Raw genomic sequence first — 21,424 nt, forward strand, 5'->3', positions numbered from 1 at the left:
AATCATAGATATGAATGCACCTTTTTCTTATGCATCACCCACCCTCAGCGTAGAGGCTTTAAAGCACTCCATTGCCTATAAGCTGATGTTCACCATTGGGAAAGATCCGGTCATCGCCAATAAACACGAGTGGCTCAACGCCACCTTGTTCGCGGTGCGCGACCGCCTGGTAGAACGCTGGCTGCGATCCAACCGCGCCCAGCTGTCGCAAGAGACACGTCAGGTTTACTACCTGTCGATGGAGTTTTTGATTGGCCGCACCCTCTCCAACGCCTTGTTGTCGCTAGGGATTTATGACGATGTAAAAAACGCGCTGGAAGAGATGGGGTTAGATTTAGAAGAGTTGATCGACGAAGAGAACGACCCGGGTCTCGGCAACGGGGGGCTGGGGCGCCTGGCGGCCTGTTTCCTCGACTCGCTGGCGACTCTTGCGTTGCCGGGGCGCGGCTACGGTATTCGCTATGATTACGGCATGTTCAAGCAGAACATCGTCGACGGGCGGCAGAAAGAGTCGCCGGACTATTGGCTCGAATACGGTAACCCCTGGGAGTTCAAGCGCCACAATACCCGCTATAAAGTGCGCTTCGGCGGCCGCGTTCAGCTGGAAGGGAAAAAGTCCCGCTGGGTTGAAACCGAAGAGATCCTTGCCGTCGCCTATGACCAGATTATCCCGGGTTACGACACCGATGCCACCAACACCCTACGCCTGTGGAACGCGCAGGCCAGTAGTGAAATCAACCTGGGTAAATTTAACCAGGGCGACTACTTTGCCGCGGTGGAAGATAAAAACCACTCGGAGAATGTGTCACGCGTGCTCTACCCGGACGACTCCACCTATTCGGGCCGTGAGCTGCGCCTGCGTCAGGAGTACTTCCTGGTGTCGGCGACGGTGCAGGACATTCTGAACCGCCACTACCAGCTGCATAAAACCTATAACAATCTGGCGGAGAAGACCGCCATCCACCTTAATGACACCCACCCGGTACTCTCGATTCCGGAGCTGATGCGCCTGCTGATCGACGAACATAAGTTCAGCTGGAACGATGCCTTTGAGGTGACCTGTCAGGTCTTCTCCTACACCAACCACACGCTGATGAGCGAAGCGCTGGAAACCTGGCCGGTGGACATGCTGGGCAAAATTCTGCCGCGCCATCTGCAAATTATCTTCGAGATCAATGACTACTTCCTGAAAACGCTTCAGGAACAGTACCCGAACGACACCGGGCTGCTGAGCCGCACCTCTATTATCGATGAGTCTAATGGCCGTCGCGTGCGTATGGCATGGCTGGCGGTGGTGATTAGCCATAAGGTCAACGGTGTGTCGGAACTGCACTCCAACCTGATGGTGCAGTCGCTGTTTGCTGATTTTGCCAAAATCTTCCCGATGCGTTTCTGTAACGTCACCAACGGTGTTACCCCGCGTCGCTGGCTGGCGCTGGCCAATAAGCCGCTCTCTGAGGTGCTGGATGCGAACATTGGCCGCAACTGGCGTACCGATCTGAGCCAGCTTAGCGAGCTGGAGCAGCATGCCGACTTCCCGACCGTGAACAAAGCGGTGCGTGACGCCAAATTGCTGAATAAAAAACGGCTGTCGGTATGGATGGCGCTGCATCTGAACGTGGTCGCGAACCCGAAAGCGCTCTACGATGTGCAGATTAAACGTATCCACGAGTACAAACGCCAGCTCATGAACGTGCTGCACGTGATCACCCGTTACAACCGCATCAAGGCCGATCCGGACGCCAACTGGGTGCCGAGGGTCAACATCTTTGCCGGTAAAGCGGCCTCGGCCTACTACATGGCGAAGCACATCATTCACCTGATCAACGATGTAGCGAAAGTGATCAACAACGATCCGCAGATTGGCGATAAGCTGAAGGTGGTCTTCATTCCTAACTACAGCGTGAGCCTGGCGCAGTTGATCATTCCGGCGGCGGATCTCTCTGAGCAGATCTCCACTGCAGGGACGGAAGCGTCCGGCACCAGTAACATGAAATTTGCCCTTAACGGTGCGCTGACTATCGGCACGCTGGATGGGGCCAACGTCGAGATGCTGGAGCACGTGGGTGAAGAGAATATCTTTATCTTCGGCAATACCACCGAAGAAGTTGAGGCGTTAAGGGCGAAGGGCTATTCACCGCGTGACTACTACGAGCAGGATGAAGAGCTTCGTCAGGTGCTGACGCAAATCGCCACCGGGGTCTTTAATCCGGACGAGCCTGGCCGCTACCGCGACCTGGTGGATTCGCTGATTAACTTTGGTGACCACTATCAGGTACTGGCCGACTACCGGAGCTATGTGGATTGTCAGGATAAGGTTGACGAGCTTTATCGCCGTCCCGAAGAGTGGACCACCAAAGCGATGCACAATATCGCCAATATGGGGTATTTCTCTTCAGACAGGACGATTAAAGAGTATGCCGAGACTATATGGCATATCGACCCGGTAAGGTTGTAAAAGCAAAACGGCAACATCGGTTGCCGTTTTCATTTTTTCACCCTCACCCAATGGGTGAGGGCATCAGCCCGCTCTGTCCCATCAGGACGCAAGCGATAATTCACGCTTTGGGGCGTTTCTGACCAGCCACTGCGCCACGCGCGATTGCTGTTCGGCATCCAGCCACATCCCCTCTTTCGTACGACGCCACAGCGCATCCTCTACACGGCGCACCCACTCGTGCTCAACCAGGTAGCGCAGCTCCGCTTCGTAAAACTCATGTCCGAAGTGCTCGCCCAAATCGGCTATCTCTTTGGCATCGCCGAGGAGCTGGACGCTGTTGCTGCCATAAGTACGGGCATAGTGGCGGGCCAGCGATTCGCTGATAAACGGATAACGGCGACGCAGTTTTGCCGCGTAGTCATCCCGGTTTCCGTCGATATCCCCCCCCGGCAGGGTAGCGCCTTTGGTCCATGCCGGGCCAATGCCGGTGTAATACGGAGTCAATTTCTCCAGCGCGTGTTCCGCCAGCTTACGGTAGGTGGTGAGCTTACCGCCAAACACGGAGAGCAGCGGCGCCTTACCGTCTTGATCGTGAATATCCAGCGTGTAATCACGGGTGATGGCCTGCGGCGAATCGGATTCGTCATCGCACAGCGGACGCACGCCGGAGTAAGTCCAGACCACATCTTCGCGACCCAGCTGCTTTTTGAAGTGCGCGTTATACACCTTCAACAAGTAGCTGATTTCGCTCTCGTCGATTTCGACATTTTTGGCGTCGCCTTTGTACTCCACGTCGGTGGTACCAATAATGGAGAACTCATCCATCCACGGGATCACAAACACGATGCGCTTGTCTTCGTTCTGCAGAATATAAGCCTGCTTCTGGGTATGCACGCGAGGCACGACGATATGGCTGCCCTTGATAAGGCGAATACCGTACGGCGAAGGCAGCTTCATGCCGTCGTCAAAGAACTGTTTCACCCATGGACCGGTCGCATTAACCAGCCCGCGCGCTTGCCAGCTGAACTTCTCGCCGGTATCGATATCTTCTGCTTCAACAATCCACAGACCATTCTCGCGGCGTGCGGAGGTCGCGCGGGTGCGGGTTTTCACCTCACCATTTTTGCGAACCACCATTTGCGCGTTTGCGAGCACCAGACGGGCATCATCGACCCAGCAGTCTGAATATTCGAATCCGCGCACGATTTCTGGCTTAAGGACCGATTCTGCGCCAAAACGCACACCGGTAGAGCCGGGCAGACTGGTGCGTTTACCCAGATGATCGTACATAAAGAGACCGATACGAATCATCCACGCCGGGCGCAAGTGCGGGCGGTGAGGCAGGCGGAAGCGCATCGGGATGGCGAGATGAGGGGCCATTTTCAGTAACACTTCGCGCTCAGCCAGCGCTTCGCTCACAAGGCGAAACTCGTAGTGTTCAAGGTAGCGCAGGCCGCCGTGAATCAACTTGGAGCTGGCGGAGGAGGTTGCGCAAGCGAGATCCTGCGCTTCCAGCATTAATACCGACAGACCACGGCCAGCGGCATCGGCCGCAATCCCGGCACCGTTGATGCCGCCACCTATCACAATCAGATCTTTGGTTTCCATCGTATCCTCACGCACTTTCGCTTACGTTCAAAAATGTTCGATATCGCTCATAATAGCAAAGGAACGCGCCTTTGGTAACATTAAAAAAACAATTTAGAGTGATACAGCTAACATAATGGCGTTTACCCGCCGCCAGGACGTACACTAGAAGGTAAAATAGTGGGGTCCTTACCTCACTTCGCACTACCCTGAATAACCGAAAGAGAGCCGCATGGATCAGTTTGAATGTATTAATGTCGAAGAAGCCCACCAGAAGATGCACCAGGGGACCGCTGTACTGGTAGATATTCGCGACCCGCAAAGCTTTGCCATGGGTCACACCCCGGGTGCGTTTCACCTCACTAACGCCTCCCTTAGTGATTTCATGCGTGACAACGACTTCGATACCCCGGTGATGGTGATGTGCTATCACGGCAACAGTAGCAAAGGTGCAGCACAATACTTGCTGCAACAGGGTTATGACGCGGTCTACAGCGTGGATGGCGGTTTCGACGCCTGGCACCGTCATTTCCCGGCGGAAGTCGAGCACACTGGGTTTTAAGGTATATACTGTCCCCCTTTGTGTGGAATAAGCGACCGCTGCCAATGCTGATGATTACCTCTTTTACCAACCCGCGCGTCGCTCAGGCGTTTGTCGATTATATGGCGACGCAGGGTGTGATCCTGACTATCCAACAACATACGCAAACGGACGTCTGGCTGGCAGATGAGAGCCAGGCCGAACGCGTGCATGCCGAGCTGGCGCGCTTTCTGGAAAACCCGGGCGACCCGCGCTATCTGGCGGCCAGCTGGCAATCCGGCCACACCGGTAGCGGGCTGCACTACCGCCGTTTTCCGTTTTTAGCCACGGTGCGTGAGCGTGCCGGCCCGTTCACGCTGCTGCTGATGGCGGCCTGTATCCTGACGTTTATCATCATGAACGTCGTAGGTGACCAAAGTGTGATGGTGCTGCTGGCCTGGCCCTATGATCCGTCGGTGCAGTTCGATGTCTGGCGCTACTTCAGCCATGCGCTGATGCACTTCTCCTTCCTGCACATTCTCTTTAACCTGCTGTGGTGGTGGTATCTCGGCGGTGCCGTAGAGAAACGGCTCGGCAGCGGTAAACTCATTGTTATCACCCTTATCAGCGCCTTGCTGAGCGGCTATGTGCAGCATAAATTCAGCGGCCCATGGTTCGGTGGGCTCTCGGGCGTCGTTTACGCCTTGATGGGCTACGTCTGGCTGCGCGGCGAGCGTGATCCCGAAAGCGGCATCTTTCTTCAGCGCGGCTTAATTGCCTTTGCGTTAATATGGTTAATTGCCGGATGGTTTGATCTGTTCGGAATGGCGATAGCTAACGGTGCACACGTGGCCGGTCTGGCCGTTGGGCTGGCGATGGCGTTTGCTGATACGCTGCATGCGCGAAAACGAACATAATTCTGGCAGGGATATTTGATGAAACAGACACAACGTCATGATGCCATTATCGAGCTGGTGAAAAAGCAGGGGTATGTCAGTACGGAAGAGCTGGTTGAACAGTTCGCCGTCAGCCCGCAAACCATTCGCCGTGACCTGAACGACCTGGCCGATCAGAACCGAATTTTACGCCACCACGGCGGTGCGGCGCTCCCCTCCAGCTCGGTCAATACCTCCTGGCATGATCGTAAAGCGACCCAGACGTCAGAAAAAGAGCGTATCGCCCGTAAGGTCGCGAGCCAGATCCCAAACGGCGCCACCTTATTTATCGATATCGGTACCACACCGGAGGCGGTGGCCCACGCGCTGCTGGACCATGAGAATCTGCGCGTGGTGACGAACAACCTGAACGTGGCCAATACGCTGATGCAGAAAGAGGATTTCCGCATCATCCTCGCCGGGGGAGAGTTGCGCAGCCGCGACGGCGGGATCATTGGCGAAGCGACACTCGATTTTATCTCCCAGTTCCGCCTCGACTTCGGCATTCTTGGCATTAGCGGCATTGATACCGACGGCTCGCTGCTGGAATTCGATTACCATGAAGTGCGTACCAAGCGCGCCATTATTGAGAACTCCCGCCACGTCATGCTGGTGGTCGATCACTCAAAATTCGGGCGTAACGCGATGGTGAATATGGGCAGTATCAGCATGGTGGATGCGGTCTATACCGATGAGGTGCCGCCTGAAGGGGTGCTGAAGGTGATTAACGACCATAAAATGCAGCTTGAGCTGTGCTGAGGTAAATGCAACACGAAAACTTCGGTTGTCATGCCGATCGGTTAAACAGGGTGGAATTGTTCCGTTCACCTCATATTCAGCGGAATATGGCATGACAACCCGAGGTTGCCATTTTCATTTCTGTACGCGCATAACTACACGCCATACCCCATCATCTTCAGCAGCTGCTGGGCATGCTGTACTGCATCCTGGCGATGCGCCACGCCAAGTTTCTGGTACAGATTACGGATATGGGTTTTGATAGTGGTTGCGGCTACCGCCAGCTCCCCGGCGATCTGCTCATTGCTATATCCCGAGTAGATTAACCCCAGCACCTGCCATTCACGCTGGGTGAGCGGGCTGGTGCGGATAAGCTCAGGCACTTCCGGATGGGTCAGCAGACGCTCGACAAAGGTCTCATCGAAATGGGCGAATTTGTGCCGATGGTGCTGGTTAATTTCACGCAGAATACGCTGCGCACGATGCTGATCCAGCTCGGGCAGGGTGTTCAGTTGAATCAGCTGACGTAACTGTTGCGCCATGGTTTCGCCCTCAATCACAAAGTGACTGATAAAACCGGTGCGGTTAGCCAGCTGCAGCGCTTCCAGTAAGACGCGCTGCGCATCAGTTTTACGACCTGCCTGCCAGTAGAGCTGGTTTTGCAATAGCAGGTTACGGTTCAGGTCGCTAATCAGACGCAGGCTGCGTGCGTTTTCGTTCAGCTCTTCCAGCACGATCTCTGCCGGTTCGAAATCACCCAGTAAAATCTGCACCCGGGCGATGTTGCGCCACTGGCTCTGCAGGAAGTGATTATTGGCAAATTCTGGCATCGGCGTCTGGCGTAACCAGTTGGCGGCCGATTTTTTATCACCCACCATCTGCCAGTAAATCACCCGCACTTTATCCGCATTAGAGACCCAGTCGCTATGGTACTGGCCGTTGCCAAGCAGGTTTTCCAGGCGATTAAGGTGGTTACGGGCATTATCCAGATCGCCGCGCGCCAGTGAACACTGCACCAGCAGCGCCAGGCACTGCAGCTGCTGCTGTGGCTGGAATGCCGAAAGCACTTCCACGCCGTGGCGGGCGGTGCTTTCTGCTTCATCCAGACGGGCCCAGGCCCACAGCAGCTGGGCGCGAATACGCAGCAGGAATTCGTGCATCGGTAATTGTTCAAGATGCTGCTCGCGGATCAGCTGGAATGCCTTCTCCTGCGACTCCCAGGCGGCCTGTAAAAAGCCCTGGGCAAACAGAATCTCGCTTTGTTGAATCAGGCTCCACAGCGCGTAGTGCCAGACATCGTGCCGACGTGCCATCTGTTCGGTCTGCTGCATCAGCGCCAGCGAGCGGGCGAGATCGCCTTTACAGTGCAGCACTTCGCCATGCACCGAGGTGGCAACGATACGGCTATAGAAGTTCGCCAGCGGCAGCTCATCGAGAGCAACCATCGCCAGGCGTTGAGCCTCTTCCTGATCGCCATCGTTAATGGCGACCTGGGCGCGCAGGGCGTTAAACTCGCCGTGCAGCGAGCTATCCATATCGCCTTTCATCTCTTGCTCGGCGCGGGCAAGCAGGGTATTCACTTCGCTGTAGCGGTGCTGGCTCTGCATCAGCCATGCCTGTAGCAGTACCAGACGCGGGTTCTCCAGCAGGCTCTCCCACGGCAGGGCACGCAACGACTCTTCCAGCAGCGTCAGTTCGCTATGGTTGAACAGGCTCCAGGCGTGATTGAGCAGGATATCGCGCAGCATATGGGCATCGCCCGCCGCCAGCGCATGGTGGATGGCCTCGCTCGGGAAGCCTTGCGCCATCCAGCTTTCCGCTGCGGCACGGTGGATCGCCGGCAGCTCGGTGGCCAGCTCCCACTGACAACGCTGGCGCAGGAAGCTGCCAAACAGCGGGTGGTAACTAAACCATTCGCCGGAGTCGTCCATGCGTTGCAGGAACAGCCCCTGACGTTCAATCTCTTCCAGTCGCATCTGGCCATTGTCTTCACCGGTGACGCGAACAATCAGCGCATCGTTCATCGAACGCAGCAGCGAGCTTTTCAGCAGGAACTGCCGCGTGGAGGTGTCAACGCTGTCGAGCACTTCGTCGACCAGATAATCTGACAAGTGGCTGGCGTTAATGCCTGCCAGACGCCGTGCGGATTGATGTGTGGGGCTATTGTTCTGTCGCGCGGAGAGGGCGATAAGCTGTAAAGCGGTGGCCCAGCCGGCAACATCGTCACACAGACGGCTGCTCTCGGCGGCTTCAATCGGGGACGTCAGGCGGCAGTCGAAGAACTGTTTCGCCTCCTGATGGGTAAAGGAGAGCTGCTGACTGCCCAGCTCAAGCAGTTGATCGCGAACGCGCAGGTTGGCAATGCCCAACTGCGGAAGGTTGCGCGACAGCACCACCAGGGTGAGGTTTTCAGGCTGATGGCGCAGGAAGAAGCGCATCGATTCATGGATCACCGGATTGGTGATCAGATGATAATCGTCAATGACCAGGAACAGCGGACGGTGCCACTCGGCCAGCTCAATAAACAGCTGCGAAAAGAGCGAAGAGAGGCTGGCATACTGGCGCTTTTGCACCATGACTTCGCTGGTGACGCAGTGGCCGTTTGTGGCTTGCTGAATGGCAGCGATCAGATAGCTGGCAAAGCGCTCCTGCTGGTTATCGCCCTCATCCAGGGAGAACCAGCCAAGATCGCTTTTATCTGACGCCCACTGTGAAATGAGCGTTGTTTTGCCATAGCCCGCAGGGCTCGTTACCAGCGCCAGTCGGAAATTGTTCGCGCCGGAAAGTTTCGCCAGTAACCGTTCGCGAACCACGGTATGGTCAAGGCGAACGGGGCGACTTAATTTGGACGGAATCAACATGGTATTCACTTCACTGTGTGGAAAACGAGAATTTTGATTTTTTTTGCGCTTCGTAATTAATGCTCATAAGTTCAGCCAGAAACACTTTTATTGCAAGTTATGACCGTTTTTAATGCGCCTGAATTTGCACTCTGTCACAAAAATATTACCGCATGGCAGGGAACTTTTATATTGGCCTTGAGAGCGCATGGATACTGGGTTGCACCGAAGCTGCTGCTTTAACAAGCCAAACCGTAAACGAAGGTTAACAATCACCTGAGTTAATAAAGTTTCGCGACTGTCATCCCTATAAAATAAAACGTTGGTTTAACGTTAATGTCGAAAAATATTATTTCACGTGAGTAATTATTTCTTGCCTGCGCTATTTCTGACGACCTTAAAAAACATATTGTCACAAGGATGACCTTATTGTGTTGATGACATTTCGTTCATCCTCTTCTGAGACAGACGGCGTTTCGGACTGTTTTCTTGAGCGCTGAAGGGCGAAACCGGGTGGATAAAGTGGCCACGATCACACTTTGATGCTCATCCCCGGTACTCCTCCCTGGCTAATCCCTGGCAGGAGGAGGAAGAGCGTTTATGAGCCAGGCACACTAGCACCAACGTGTTTATTTTTTTCTACAGGATGCCGTTTCCCTATGTCACAGCCTACCTTCAACAAAGCGCAATTTCAGGCCGCACTGACGCGTCAGTGGCAACGTTTTGGTTTAGTCGCCGCAGAGGAGATGACGTCTCGCCAGTGGTGGCAAGCCGTTAGCGGTGCGCTCGCCGAGTTACTGAACGCCCAGCCTGCGGCAAAGCCGGTTAAAGGGCAGCGTCACGTCAACTATATCTCCATGGAGTTTTTGATTGGCCGCCTTACCGGTAACAACCTGCTGAACCTGGGCTGGTACCAGGAGGTGAGCGATGTGCTTGAAGGCCACAATATTCACCTTACCGATCTGCTCGAAGAGGAGATTGATCCGGCGTTGGGTAACGGTGGACTGGGGCGTCTGGCTGCCTGTTTCCTGGACTCAATGGCGACGGTTGGCCAGTCGGCCACCGGCTATGGTCTGAATTACCAGTACGGCCTGTTCCGTCAATCCTTTGCGGATGGTCAGCAGAAGGAGGCGCCGGACGACTGGCATCGCGGCAGCTATCCCTGGTTCCGCCACAACGAGGCGCTGGATGTGCAGGTGGGCATCGGCGGTAAAGTGACAAAAGCGGGGCATTGGGAGCCAGGCTTTACCATCACCGGCCAGGCCTGGGATCTGCCGGTGCTGGGCTACCGTAACGGCGTGGCTCAGCCGCTGCGTCTGTGGCAAGCGACACACGCTCACCCGTTCAACCTGACCAAATTCAACGACGGTGATTTCCTGCGCGCAGAGCAGCAGGGTATCGACGCCGACAAACTGACAAAAGTGCTCTACCCGAACGACAACCATCTGGCGGGTAAAAAACTGCGTCTGATGCAGCAATATTTCCAGTGCGCCTGTTCAGTGGCCGATATTCTGCGTCGCCACCATCTGGCGGGCCGTAACGTGGCCGATCTGGCTGATTTCGAAGTTATCCAGTTGAACGACACTCACCCGACGATCGCTATCCCGGAACTGCTGCGCGTGCTGATCGATGAGCACCAGATGAGCTGGGACGATGCCTGGGCCATCACCAGTAAGACCTTTGCTTACACCAACCACACCCTGATGCCAGAAGCGCTGGAGTGCTGGGATGAGAAGCTGATTAAAACCCTGCTGCCACGTCATATGCAGTTGATTAACGAGATCAACAAACGCTTCAAAAAACAGGTCGAGCAAACCTGGCCAGGCGACAAAGCAATCTGGGCGAAGCTGGCGGTCGTCTATGACAAACAGGTGCGGATGGCGAATCTCTGCGTGGTGAGTGGCTTTGCGGTGAACGGCGTGGCTGCGTTGCACTCCGATCTGGTGGTGAAAGACCTGTTCCCGGAATATCACCAGCTGTGGCCAAACAAATTCCACAACGTGACCAACGGCATTACGCCGCGTCGCTGGATCAAGCAGTGCAACCCGGCGCTCTCTGCACTGCTCGACAGCACTTTGCAGAAAGAGTGGGCTAACGATCTTGATCAGCTCATCAACCTGGAAAAGTATGCCGATGACGCGAAATTCCGCGAGCAGTATCGGGCCATCAAGCAGGAGAACAAAGTGCGTCTGGCAGAGTTTGTCAAAGCGCGCACCGGCATTGAGATCAACCCGCACGCGCTGTTCGATATCCAGATTAAACGCCTGCACGAATACAAACGTCAGCACCTGAATTTGCTGCATATTCTGGCGCTGTACAAAGAGATCCGCGAGAACCCGCAGGCCGATCGCGTACCGCGCGTATTCCTGTTCGGTGCCAAGGCGGCGCCGGGTTATTACCTGGCGAAAAACATTATCTTTGCTATCAATAAGGTGGCAGAAGCGGTTAATAACGACCCGAAAGTGGGCGATAAGCTGAAAGTGGTCTTCCTGCCGGATTACTGCGTTTCAGCGGCAGAGCTGCTGATCCCGGCGGCGGATGTCTCAGAGCAGATCTCCACGGCCGGTAAAGAGGCCTCGGGCACCGGCAACATGAAGCTGGCACTCAACGGCGCGTTGACCGTGGGTACTCTGGACGGCGCGAACGTGGAAATTGCCGAGCAGGTGGGCGACGAAAACATCTTTATCTTTGGTCATACCGTGGAAGAGGTGAAGGCCCTGAAAGCCAAAGGCTACGACCCGGTGAAATGGCGTAAGAAAGATAAAGTGCTGGATGCCGTACTGAAAGAGCTGGAAAGCGGTAAATACAGTGATGGGGATAAGCACGCCTTCGACCAGATGCTGCACAGCATAGGTAAACAGGGCGGCGATCCTTATCTGCTGATGGCCGACTTTACGGTGTATGTGGATGCGCAAAAACAGGTGGACGTGCTGTACCGTGACCAGGATGCCTGGACCCGCGCCTGTATTCTGAATACCGCGCGCTGCGGCATGTTCAGCTCTGACCGCTCAATCCGTGACTACCAGGCTCGTATCTGGCAGGCAAAACGCTAAGGAAGCGCGATGGAAAGCAAACGTCTCGATAATGCCGCCCTGGCGGCGGGGATCAGCCCCAGCTACATCAATGCTCATGGTAAACCGCAGTCTATTGGTGCTGAGACCAAAAGGCGTTTGCTGGATGCTATGCACAAAGCCACACCCGGCGCAAAAGCAGCGGTCACCCCTGTACCGAATGTGAAAGTGTTCACTGCCGGTAAAAAAATGCCGCTGCCGATCGAAGGCCACGGTGAGTTTGCCTGGCTGCTGACCACTGAAACGGGGCAACAGCATAAAGGCCATGCCACCGGCGGCAAAAACCTGAACCTTCCGGCAAAGTTGCCGGAGGGCTACCACACCCTGACGCTAACCCGTGACGACCATCGCTGGCACTGCCGCGTGATTGTGGCGCCCAAACGCTGCTATGAACCCCAGGCTTTGCTGGAAGGGAAAAAGTTGTGGGGGGCTTGCGTACAGCTCTACACCCTGCGTTCAGAAGCCAACTGGGGGATCGGTGATTTTGGCGATCTCAAATCGATGCTCGCCGAAGTGGGTGAGCGCGGCGGCGCCTTTATTGGCCTGAACCCGATTCATGCGCTTTACCCGGCGAACCCGGAGAGCGCCAGCCCGTACAGCCCGTCGTCTCGTCGCTGGCTGAACGTGATTTATATCGACGTTAATGCCTTAGATGACTTCAAAAACAGTGCTGAGGCGCAGGCGTGGTGGGCGTTAGATACCACGCAACAGGCGCTGAAGCAGGCGCGTGAGGCTGAATGGGTGGATTACGCCACCGTGACGGCGCTGAAAATGGCCGCCCTGCGTATGGCGTGGAAAGGTTTTTCTCAGCGTGACGATGCCGATATGCTGGCCTTCCGGCAGTTTATCGCCGCCGAAGGCGAAAGCCTGTACTGGCAGGCGGCGTTCGATGCGCTGCATGCGCAGCAGGTTAAAGAGGACGAAATGCGCTGGGGGTGGCCGGTCTGGCCGGAGGCCTATCAGTCCGTTGACTCCCCTCAGGTTCGCGCCTTTTGCGAACAGCATGCTGACGAAGTGGAGTTCTACCTCTGGCTGCAGTGGCTGGCGTATACCCAGTTCGCCGCCTGCTGGCAGGTAAGCCAGGGTTACAACATGCCGATTGGTCTCTATCGCGACCTGGCGGTGGGGGTGGCAGAAGGGGGAGCGGAGACCTGGTGCGACCGTGAACTCTACTGTCTGAAAGCCTCGGTAGGCGCACCGCCGGACATTCTCGGCCCCCTGGGCCAGAACTGGGGACTGCCGCCGATGGATCCGCACGTTATCGTGTCTCGCGCCTACGAGCCCTTCATCGAACTGCTGCGTGCCAACATGCAGAACTGCGGCGCGCTGCGTATCGATCATGTGATGTCAGTGCTGCGTCTGTGGTGGATCCCCTACGGTGAAACCGCGGATCACGGCGCTTACGTTCACTACCCGGTAGACGATCTGCTCGCGATCCTGGCGCTGGAAAGCAAGCGCCACAACTGCATGGTGATTGGCGAAGACCTTGGCACCGTGCCGGTCGAGATCGTCAGTAAACTGCGCGACAGCGGCGTTTACTCCTACAAGGTGCTCTATTTTGAAAACGACCATGAGAAGAATTTCCGTGCGCCGCAAGCGTATCCTCAGCAGTCAATGGCAGTCGCGACGACGCATGACCTTCCTACGCTCAGAGGCTACTGGGAGAGTGGCGATCTCACGCTCGGTAAAACCTTAGGGCTGTATCCCGATGAGGTAGTGCTGCGCGGGCTGTATCAGGACAGAGAGCTGTCGAAGCAGGGGCTGCTGGATGCGTTACATAAACATGGCTGCCTGCCGAAACGTACCGGTCACAAAGCGTCGCTGATGGCGATGACCCCAACCCTTAATCGCGGTATGCAGCGTTACATTGCCGATAGCAATAGTGCGCTGTTAGGGTTGCAGCCAGAAGACTGGCTCGATATGGCCGGGCCGGTGAACATTCCTGGCACCAGTTATCAGTACAAGAACTGGCGCCGGAAGTTATCCACCTCGCTGGAGGCGATGTTTGCCGATGACGCGGTGAACAAGCTGATTAAGGATCTGGATAAGCGGCGAAAAGCGCTGTCAAAACGCCAGAAATAACAAAAACCCGCCGGATGGCGGGTTTCGTTTTTTTATACCACCGTTGCCAGCAGCAGACAGCCCACCAGGCCGCAGACTGAAATAATGGTTTCCAGCATTGACCAGGACTTAATGGTCTCGCCGATAGTCAGGTTGAAGTACTCTTTGAACAGCCAGAAGCCCGGATCGTTCACGTGCGAGAAAATCACGCTACCCGAACCGACGGCAATCACCATCAGCTCCGGGCTGACGCCGGTAGTGGCGATCAACGGGGCAACAATCCCCCCGGCAGTAATGGCTGCCACGGTTGCAGAACCGAGGGCGATACGCAGTACTGCGGCGATAGACCAGGCCATCAGGATCGGCGAGATATTGGTTTCGTGCATCATAGAGGCGATGTATTTATCCACGCCGCTATCAACCAGAACCTGTTTAAACGCACCGCCGCCGCCGATGATCAGCAGCATCATGGCGATGATTTTGATCGAAGAGCTCAGGGTATCGTTAATCTGATCCATGCTACGGCCACGGTTCAGGCCGAAGGTGAAGAGGGCAATCAGCACCGCAATCAGGGTAGCCATAACCGGGTCGCCGAGGAATTCAGCCACGCCCAGGAAAGCATGACCTTTTGGCAGAACCATCTCCGCCACGGCGCGCATCGCCATCAGCACAACCGGTACCAGAGAGGTCCAGACGCTGACGCCAAAGCTTGGCATCTCGTCTTCCGTAAAGGTTTTAGCGTTGTACAGACCTTCCGGAATAGGCTTGTCGATCCCTTTCAGGCAGCGTGCAAACACCGGGCCTGCGAGGATAACGGTCGGGATAGCCAAAATAGTACCGAACAGCAGGGTTTTACCCATATCGGCATGGAAGATGGTCGCGATTGCGGTCGGGCCCGGGTGCGGTGGCAGGAAGCCGTGCGTGACGGAGAGCGCCGCCGCCATCGGAACGCCAACAAACAGCAGAGGAATATTCGCCGCGGCGGCAATGGTGAACACCAGCGGCAGCATCAGTACGAAACCGACTTCATAGAAGAGGGCGAAACCCACGGTAAAGCCGGTTAACACCACCGCCCACTGGATATGCTGCTTACCAAATTTGGCAATCAACGTGGTTGCAATGCGCTGTGCGCCACCGCAGTCCGCCAGCATTTTACCGAGCATGGCACCGAAGCCCATGATCAGCGCCAGGCTACCCAGCGTACCGCCGACACCGGCTTTAATAGAGCTGATAACTTTTACCAGCGGCATACCCTGCATCAAACCGACTGCAAGCGCCACCAGAACCAGAGCGATGAAGCCGTTCACTTTGAAACGGATCATCAAGAGCAGTAATAACACAACACCGATAGCTACGATGACTAATGGCATGATTGACCTGGCCTTTGAATTGTTATGGGTAACGTCGTTGTTTCAACGACTATTGTCCAATTGCCCCAACTGGGAACAGAGTTGTATTGGCACTAACACTGATACCGTCCAGACTACCTAGTTTAGTCGGCTGTTATTGGGGGGGTTAGTGCCCACGCGAATGATACGGGTAACATTGGTGATTTGAGAATCACCCGGCCGGTCAAAATTTGAATTATGAGACGCAGGTCAACTTATGGTGCAGGAGAGGGCAAAAGAAAAGCCGGGCCAGCGTAAACGCATGGCCCGGCCTGGAGTCGGGTTCGATGGCCCGGTTAGCGACGCCGCCACCGGGCAAACCAGACGGGAACTTAGTAGTAAGAGTGCTCGCCGCGCTGGTGCTCGGTAAGATCGCGCACGCCTTTCAGCTCCGGGAACTCATTCAGCAGCTGCTTTTCAATCCCTTCTTTCAGGGTGACGTCGACCATAGAACAGCCGTTACAGCCACCGCCGAACTGCAGAATCGCCAGGCCATCTTCGGTGATCTCCATCAGGGAGACACGACCGCCGTGCCCGGCCAGCTGCGGGTTAATTTGCGACTGCAGAAGGTACTCGACGCGTTCCATCAGCGGAGCGTCATCGCTCACTTTGCGCATTTTGGCATTTGGCGCTTTCAGCGTTAACTGCGAACCCAACTGGTCGGTCACAAAATCAATCTCCGCATCTTCCAGATACGGTGAGCTCAGCTCATCGACATAGGCAGTCAGTTGCTCAAATTTCAGGGCGGTGTCAGTTGCTTCCACAGCGTCCGGTGGGCAATAAGAGACGCCGCATTCTGCGTTCGGGGTACCCGGATTGATGACAAAAACGCGAATCTGGGTCCCTTCTTCCTGATTTGCCAGCAGTTTGGCAAAGTGCGCTTGTGCAGCATCGGAAATACGGATCATAGCATTGGCCTAATAGTTGACTAAAATACCTGGTTATAATACGCCCAACCTGGGGGCGCTACAAGGTTCGACACAGACACCATACCTGAACCGAGGCCGCGCCGCTTCGCAAAAGCAGGCGGGATAGTTCAGCCACGGTCGTACCTGTTGTCACGACATCATCCACAATAGCGATATGGCGACCCGCCACCGGGAATTCAAGCTGAAACGCCTGCTTCAGGTTCTGCTTTCGCAATCTGGCGTTAAGCTGGTGCTGGGTAGCGGTGGGCCGGGTGCGTCGAAGGGCGGCGGGGTTGTAGTCACACTTGAGCCAGCGCGCCAGCGGACGGCAGAGCAGGTCGCTCTGGTTAAACCCGCGCCGCCAGTGACGCCGAGACCAGAGCGGCACGCTGACAATCATCTCCACCGGGGGCAGTGCCCGGGTGCGTCTGGCCCGCAATATTGCTAACAGCAACAGCCTTGCCAGCGGTTGCGCCAGCTGGCTGCGACGAGAAAATTTAAACTGATGTACCAGCCTGCTGACCGGGGGGATATAGGGACAGACTGCCACCAGTGCCTGCCAGGGCGGTGGCCTGCGCAGACAGCGTCCGCACGGCAGAAAAAGGCTGGATGCCGATAAGCCACACTGCGGACAGCATCCACGCTGTGGCGTAATGGCTTTCTCACAGACTGAGCAGATGCCCCAATGGCTCAGCATTAAGGGCATCCGACATAGCCAGCACAAGCCAGGCACTGTTAGCATAGCTCTCCTCCTTGTAGATAAAAGAGAACAGTAAGCGATGAAGAGTCTTTGGTGGCAGACCGTAGGCACAGGAAATTGTCATCTTGTGCTGCTGCACGGATGGGGGCTGAATGCCGAAGTATGGAATACAATTCGCGAGGAACTCGCCTCGCAATTTACTCTGCACCTGGTGGATCTGCCCGGTTTCGGCCGCAGCCGCGGCTATCAGGCTTTGACGCTGGAGGCGATGGCCGAAGAGGTTCTGGAACGTGCGCCGCAAAACGCGATCTGGCTCGGCTGGAGTCTGGGCGGGCTGGTGGCGAGCCAGATCGCACTGACGCACCCGAGGCGCGTTCAGGCGCTGGTGACGGTGGCATCTTCGCCTTGCTTTAGCGCGCGTGAGGGGTGGCCGGGTATCAAACCCGAGGTGTTAGCCGGGTTCCAGCAACAGCTGAGTGACGATTTTCAGCGCACGGTAGAGCGTTTTCTGGCGCTACAAACCATGGGCACCGACACTGCTCGCCAAGATGCGCGCCTGCTCAAAAGCACCGTGCTGTCTTTGCCAATGCCCGACGTCAGCGTGCTGAACGGTGGACTGGAGATACTAAAAACGGTCGATCTGCGCGCGCCGCTGGCTGCGCTGGCGATGCCGCATCTGCGGATCTACGGCTACCTGGATGGGCTGGTACCGCGCAAGATCGTCCCCTTGCTGGATGCGCTATGGCCTGATAGCGAATCGCTGGTAATTCCCAAAGCGGCACATGCGCCGTTTGTCTCTCATCCCGCCGAATTTTGCGCCGCGCTGATTGCGCTACGTCAACGCATCGAATGATTGTTTTTTAATCCGCCTGGCAAAAGTCACGTGCCGCAACAATACTCAAGAAGTCGTTGCGGTTGTTCTGCCTACGACTATCAAAACAACAATTTCTTTGGGAGTTATGACTATGAAACTTGTTACAGGTATTGTTACATCTCTGGTTATCGGGTCACTTTCTTTTGGCGTCTTTGCGGCACAGGAGCTGGAAAAAGACAAAGCGAAAGAGATGAATTTGACCAAAGTCGGTGAGATTTCAACGTCTGACACCACGGCGCCAATGGACGCTAAAAAAGAGCTTTCACAGAAAGCGGACGAAATGGGCGGAAAATATTTTGTGGTTACCAGCGCCAATAAAGATACGAAAAACGTACGCGCAACCGCAGAAGTCTTTAAGTAAGCGAGGCGAGCCGGGCAGTGATGCCCGGCTTCCTGATTAACGCAGTGCCCACCACTCTCTGAGGCAGGCTTTCCCTTCGGGGCAACTTTTACAGCTGCCGGAGAGGCAATTTTCGCGCTCCTCCTGAATACGTACTGCTTTACCCATCGCCTCAAGGCGGTGCAGCATGGCATCCACCAGCGCCTGCGGGATATGCAGACGAAGACCGATCTGTTTCGCCTCCATTCTTCCCTGGAGCGCCAGTAAATCCCGAACATCAATCATCGATGCCATATTGCGCTCCTTAGTGGCAACTTTCTGCTGGGCTGTCGCAGCAGTGAGCCGGCGTTTTACGTGTCGCCAGCAGGTTAATATCCACACGGCTGCGCGCCCGGCGCAGCATGCCAGGCAGTACCACGTTGAACAACACCACCGCCAGAATAGAGACCAGGCTGAACTGCGGATGCTGGCTGAAATTGACCGTCTGATAGAAGAGCGTAGAGAGCGAATACGCGATGTTCAGCCCCCACAGTACGGAGAAGCCCATCCAGCCGCGGCTGGACTCGCGGGCAATCGCCCCCATAACCGAGATGCACGGAATATAGAGCAGAACGAAGATCAGATAGCTGTAGGCGGCCGAGGCGCTGCCAAATTTCTCGCTCATCACGCCCATGGCGCCGGTCGCCATTTCACCGTCGCCTTTGCTGGCTTCGATGGGGTTGGCCAGCACGCTCAGGCTGAAGGTCTCTTTCAGGCTCTGCCAGGTTTCATCCACGGCGCTGTACAGCTCGTCACCGAGGTGAAATTCCGCCGGGTTAAAGGCCTCTTCCTGGATGTTTTCGGCGGTGTAGAGCGTGTTAAGTGTCCCGACGACCACCTCTTTAGCCATCGCACCGGTAAACAGCCCAACGGTGGCCTGCCAGTTATCCTCATGCACGCCGATGGGTTTGAACAGCGGCGTGATGACGCGGCTGACGGAGGCCAGCGCGGAGTCGTTGATGTTATCGGCCGCTTTCCCGCTGAGGGTGAAGCTATTCAGGGCGCTAAGGAAAATACTGACCACCACGATCACTTTACCGGCGCGCACCACGAAGCCTTTAAGACGCTGCCAGGTTTGAATCAGCAGGCTTTTCAGGTGCGGGACGTGGTAGACCGGCAACTCCATTACGAAGGGCGACGCTTCGCCACGCATAATGGTGTGCTTCAGCATCAGGCCGGTAAGAATAGCCATCACAATCCCGAGGACGTACAGCGAGAAGACCACCAGCGCTCCCTGTTGGCCGAAGAACGCCGCCGCAAAGACGGCGAAAATCGCCAGACGCGCGCCGCAGGACATAAAGGGTGCCATCATAATGGTCATCAGACGTTCACGTGGCGCATCCAGGGTTCGCGCCCCCATCACCGACGGGACGTTACAGCCGAAGCCGACAATCAGCGGCACGAAGGATTTGCCCGGCAGACCCAGCGCCTGCATCAGACGGTCCATCACAAAAGCCGCGCGGGCCATGTAGCCAGAGTCTTCCAGGAAGGAGAGGAACAGATACATCATGCCAATCTGGGGAACCAGCGGCAGAACGGTGTTGATCCCGCCGCCAATCCCCTGGGCGAGGAAAATGGTCAGCCATTCGGGGAAGTGCAGGGTGTAGCCGAGCCATTGCAAACCGTGAATGAAGATTGCCACCGAGCCGACGTCAAACAGCGGTTGCAGCGCCCCGCCAATGTTGATTGCCAGCAAAAACATCAAATACATCACCAGCAGGAAGACGGGCAGACCGAGGAAGCGGTTGAGGATAATGCGATCTACCGCAGCGGTGAAGCGTCTGGGCTCAGCGGTCAGGGTATTGCTAACCACTTCGCAGACGGCGGCGATACTCTGATAGCGTGCATCGGCGATATGCAGGGCCGGGTCATCCAGCTCTTCGCTGAGATGGGCCAGCGACGCCTCCAGTTTTTGGGCGGCATTGCCGGCAAAAGCGCGGCTGTAGATATCTCCTTCCAGCATCTGCAGACCAAGCCAGCGGCGCTGTTTTTGCGGCATCGTCGGGTCCATGAATTGCGCCAGCCGATCGGCTTCGCGCAGCAGCGGGCGAGGGTAATGCACCAGCTCAAGGTCACTATTTTTCTGGTGACGGTCAATGGCCAGCTTCAGGGCATCGATACCACGACCACGGGTAGAGATAAGCGGCACCACCGGGCAGCCGAGGCGCGCGGCCAGCGCGTCGATATCGATGCGGACTTTCTGTTTCTCCGCAATATCGAGCATGTTCAGCGCCACCACGCAGGGGATCCCAAGCTCCAGCAGCTGTAATGTCAGATAGAGATTGCGCTCGAGGTTAGAGGCATCCACCACGTTAATCAGTAAATCCGCATCGCCGCTCAAAATATAGTGACAAGCTATTTGTTCATCGAGCGAGGTTTGCGACGAGATAGTGGTAAGAGAATAGGTACCCGGCAGGTCAACCAGCGTGACATTATTATCCGTCGTCGAAAATTGTCCCTCTTTTCGTTCAACCGTAACGCCCGCCCAGTTTCCCACGCGCTGACGTGCGCCAGTTAATTGATTAAATAATGTGGTCTTGCCGGAATTTGGATTGCCAATTAAGCCAATGGTTAATTTATTCATTTTTCAAAACTCGTGGTGACGGCTGGCGGATTATTGAGGCATGGCTTCGACTTCAATGAATGCGAGATCTTTTTTGCGCAGCACCAGGTTCACCCGGCGCGTCTCGATATGTATGGGATCGCCCAGAGGTGCTACCCGCACGACCTGGAACGAGGACCCCGGCAACATGCCCAATGACAGGAGTTTCTGTCGATAAGCCGGGCTGATTTCACGCGTGAATCCGGTGATCTTCCATGCACTGTCTGGAGTGAATTGCATAGTGCCTACTTACACTGAGGTGAAATAATAAACAGATGCAATGATAATGAGAATGGTTACTACCAGCAATATTCAAACTGTGACGAAATGTGCATAGCGCTATTAATTTGCGGGCTGTTTGACCTTGCTCAATATTTAATG

Annotated in this window: 16 protein-coding genes; 8 read left to right on the forward strand and 8 right to left on the reverse strand. The window is 55.7% G+C overall.

Translation table 11 applies throughout. The features are described from left to right. Positions 1-10: 10 nt before the first annotated feature. Positions 11-2,458, forward strand: coding sequence for a glycogen phosphorylase (glgP, locus tag B3511_RS00980; protein WP_040078265.1), 2,448 nt, complete (start codon positions 11-13; stop codon positions 2,456-2,458). A gap of 81 nt (positions 2,459-2,539) precedes the next feature. Here glgP and glpD read toward each other — a convergent pair whose 3' ends face one another. After that, positions 2,540-4,048, reverse strand: a complete 1,509-nt coding sequence (gene glpD / locus B3511_RS00985) for a glycerol-3-phosphate dehydrogenase (RefSeq protein ID WP_046886775.1) — start codon at positions 4,046-4,048, stop codon at positions 2,540-2,542. A 211-nt stretch (positions 4,049-4,259) separates the two neighbouring features. Here glpD and glpE point away from each other — a divergent pair, with 211 nt between their 5' ends. From glpE to B3511_RS01000, 3 genes are read left to right on the forward strand one after another with little or no spacing between them, the layout of a single operon-like run. Beyond that, positions 4,260-4,589 (forward strand): thiosulfate sulfurtransferase GlpE, encoded by a 330-nt coding sequence (gene glpE, locus B3511_RS00990; RefSeq protein WP_040078267.1) that lies wholly within the window; start codon positions 4,260-4,262, stop codon positions 4,587-4,589. A 44-nt stretch (positions 4,590-4,633) separates the two neighbouring features. Further along, complete coding sequence (gene glpG, locus B3511_RS00995) at positions 4,634-5,464, forward strand: rhomboid family intramembrane serine protease GlpG (RefSeq protein WP_040078268.1); 831 nt, start codon at positions 4,634-4,636, stop codon at positions 5,462-5,464. Between the two features lie 18 nt (positions 5,465-5,482). Then, positions 5,483-6,241 carry a DeoR/GlpR family transcriptional regulator gene (locus tag B3511_RS01000; protein ID WP_040078270.1) on the forward strand — a complete coding sequence of 253 codons (759 nt, stop codon included), beginning with the start codon at positions 5,483-5,485 and terminating at the stop codon, positions 6,239-6,241. A 134-nt stretch (positions 6,242-6,375) separates the two neighbouring features. Here the strand turns inward: B3511_RS01000 and malT are convergent, their stop codons facing one another. Continuing rightward, positions 6,376-9,081, reverse strand: coding sequence for an HTH-type transcriptional regulator MalT (gene malT, locus B3511_RS01005; protein WP_286758436.1), 2,706 nt, complete (start codon positions 9,079-9,081; stop codon positions 6,376-6,378). 638 nt (positions 9,082-9,719) lie between these two features. On the opposite strand from malT, the gene malP reads away from it, so the two are divergent. Further along, entirely contained in the window at positions 9,720-12,113 is a 2,394-nt protein-coding gene (gene malP / locus B3511_RS01010; protein WP_286758438.1) for a maltodextrin phosphorylase, read from the forward strand. A gap of 9 nt (positions 12,114-12,122) precedes the next feature. Continuing rightward, positions 12,123-14,213, forward strand: coding sequence for a 4-alpha-glucanotransferase (gene malQ / locus B3511_RS01015; RefSeq protein ID WP_286758439.1), 2,091 nt, complete (start codon positions 12,123-12,125; stop codon positions 14,211-14,213). A 32-nt stretch (positions 14,214-14,245) separates the two neighbouring features. Here the strand turns inward: malQ and gntT are convergent, their stop codons facing one another. From gntT to gntX, 3 genes are all read right to left on the reverse strand, one after another. Then, the gene (gene gntT, locus B3511_RS01020; protein WP_207292528.1) at positions 14,246-15,562 is read right to left on the reverse strand and encodes a gluconate transporter; all 1,317 of its coding nucleotides are present in this window, start codon (positions 15,560-15,562) and stop codon (positions 14,246-14,248) included. 350 nt (positions 15,563-15,912) lie between these two features. Beyond that, complete coding sequence (gene nfuA / locus B3511_RS01025) at positions 15,913-16,488, reverse strand: Fe-S biogenesis protein NfuA (protein ID WP_040078277.1); 576 nt, start codon at positions 16,486-16,488, stop codon at positions 15,913-15,915. 58 nt (positions 16,489-16,546) lie between these two features. Next, positions 16,547-17,230, reverse strand: a complete 684-nt coding sequence (gene gntX, locus B3511_RS01030) for a DNA utilization protein GntX (protein ID WP_286758440.1) — start codon at positions 17,228-17,230, stop codon at positions 16,547-16,549. A gap of 37 nt (positions 17,231-17,267) precedes the next feature. Between gntX and bioH the strand changes: the two genes are divergently transcribed. Together bioH and B3511_RS01040 are read left to right on the forward strand one after the other, a co-directional pair. Then, entirely contained in the window at positions 17,268-18,041 is a 774-nt protein-coding gene (bioH, locus tag B3511_RS01035; protein WP_286758441.1) for a pimeloyl-ACP methyl ester esterase BioH, read from the forward strand. A gap of 112 nt (positions 18,042-18,153) precedes the next feature. After that, positions 18,154-18,423, forward strand: coding sequence for a YdgH/BhsA/McbA-like domain containing protein (locus tag B3511_RS01040; RefSeq protein WP_040078280.1), 270 nt, complete (start codon positions 18,154-18,156; stop codon positions 18,421-18,423). A 36-nt stretch (positions 18,424-18,459) separates the two neighbouring features. Here the strand turns inward: B3511_RS01040 and feoC are convergent, their stop codons facing one another. Genes feoC through feoA form a run of 3 tightly spaced genes read right to left on the reverse strand, consistent with a single transcriptional unit; the run spans position 18,460 to position 21,283 of the window. Beyond that, positions 18,460-18,696: a [Fe-S]-dependent transcriptional repressor FeoC gene (gene feoC, locus B3511_RS01045; RefSeq protein WP_286758442.1), complete on the reverse strand. Its 237-nt coding sequence runs from the start codon at positions 18,694-18,696 to the stop codon at positions 18,460-18,462. A 10-nt stretch (positions 18,697-18,706) separates the two neighbouring features. Beyond that, positions 18,707-21,025, reverse strand: coding sequence for a Fe(2+) transporter permease subunit FeoB (feoB, locus tag B3511_RS01050; protein WP_286758443.1), 2,319 nt, complete (start codon positions 21,023-21,025; stop codon positions 18,707-18,709). Between the two features lie 30 nt (positions 21,026-21,055). Then, on the reverse strand, positions 21,056-21,283 hold the full coding sequence (gene feoA / locus B3511_RS01055) for a ferrous iron transporter A (RefSeq protein WP_040078283.1): 228 nt from the start codon (positions 21,281-21,283) through the stop codon (positions 21,056-21,058). Between the last annotated feature and the right edge of the window lie 141 nt (positions 21,284-21,424).

It is taken from the genome of Leclercia sp. UBA1284 (genome assembly GCF_002308415.1).
Lineage (GTDB): Bacteria > Pseudomonadota > Gammaproteobacteria > Enterobacterales > Enterobacteriaceae > Enterobacter > Enterobacter pneumoniae.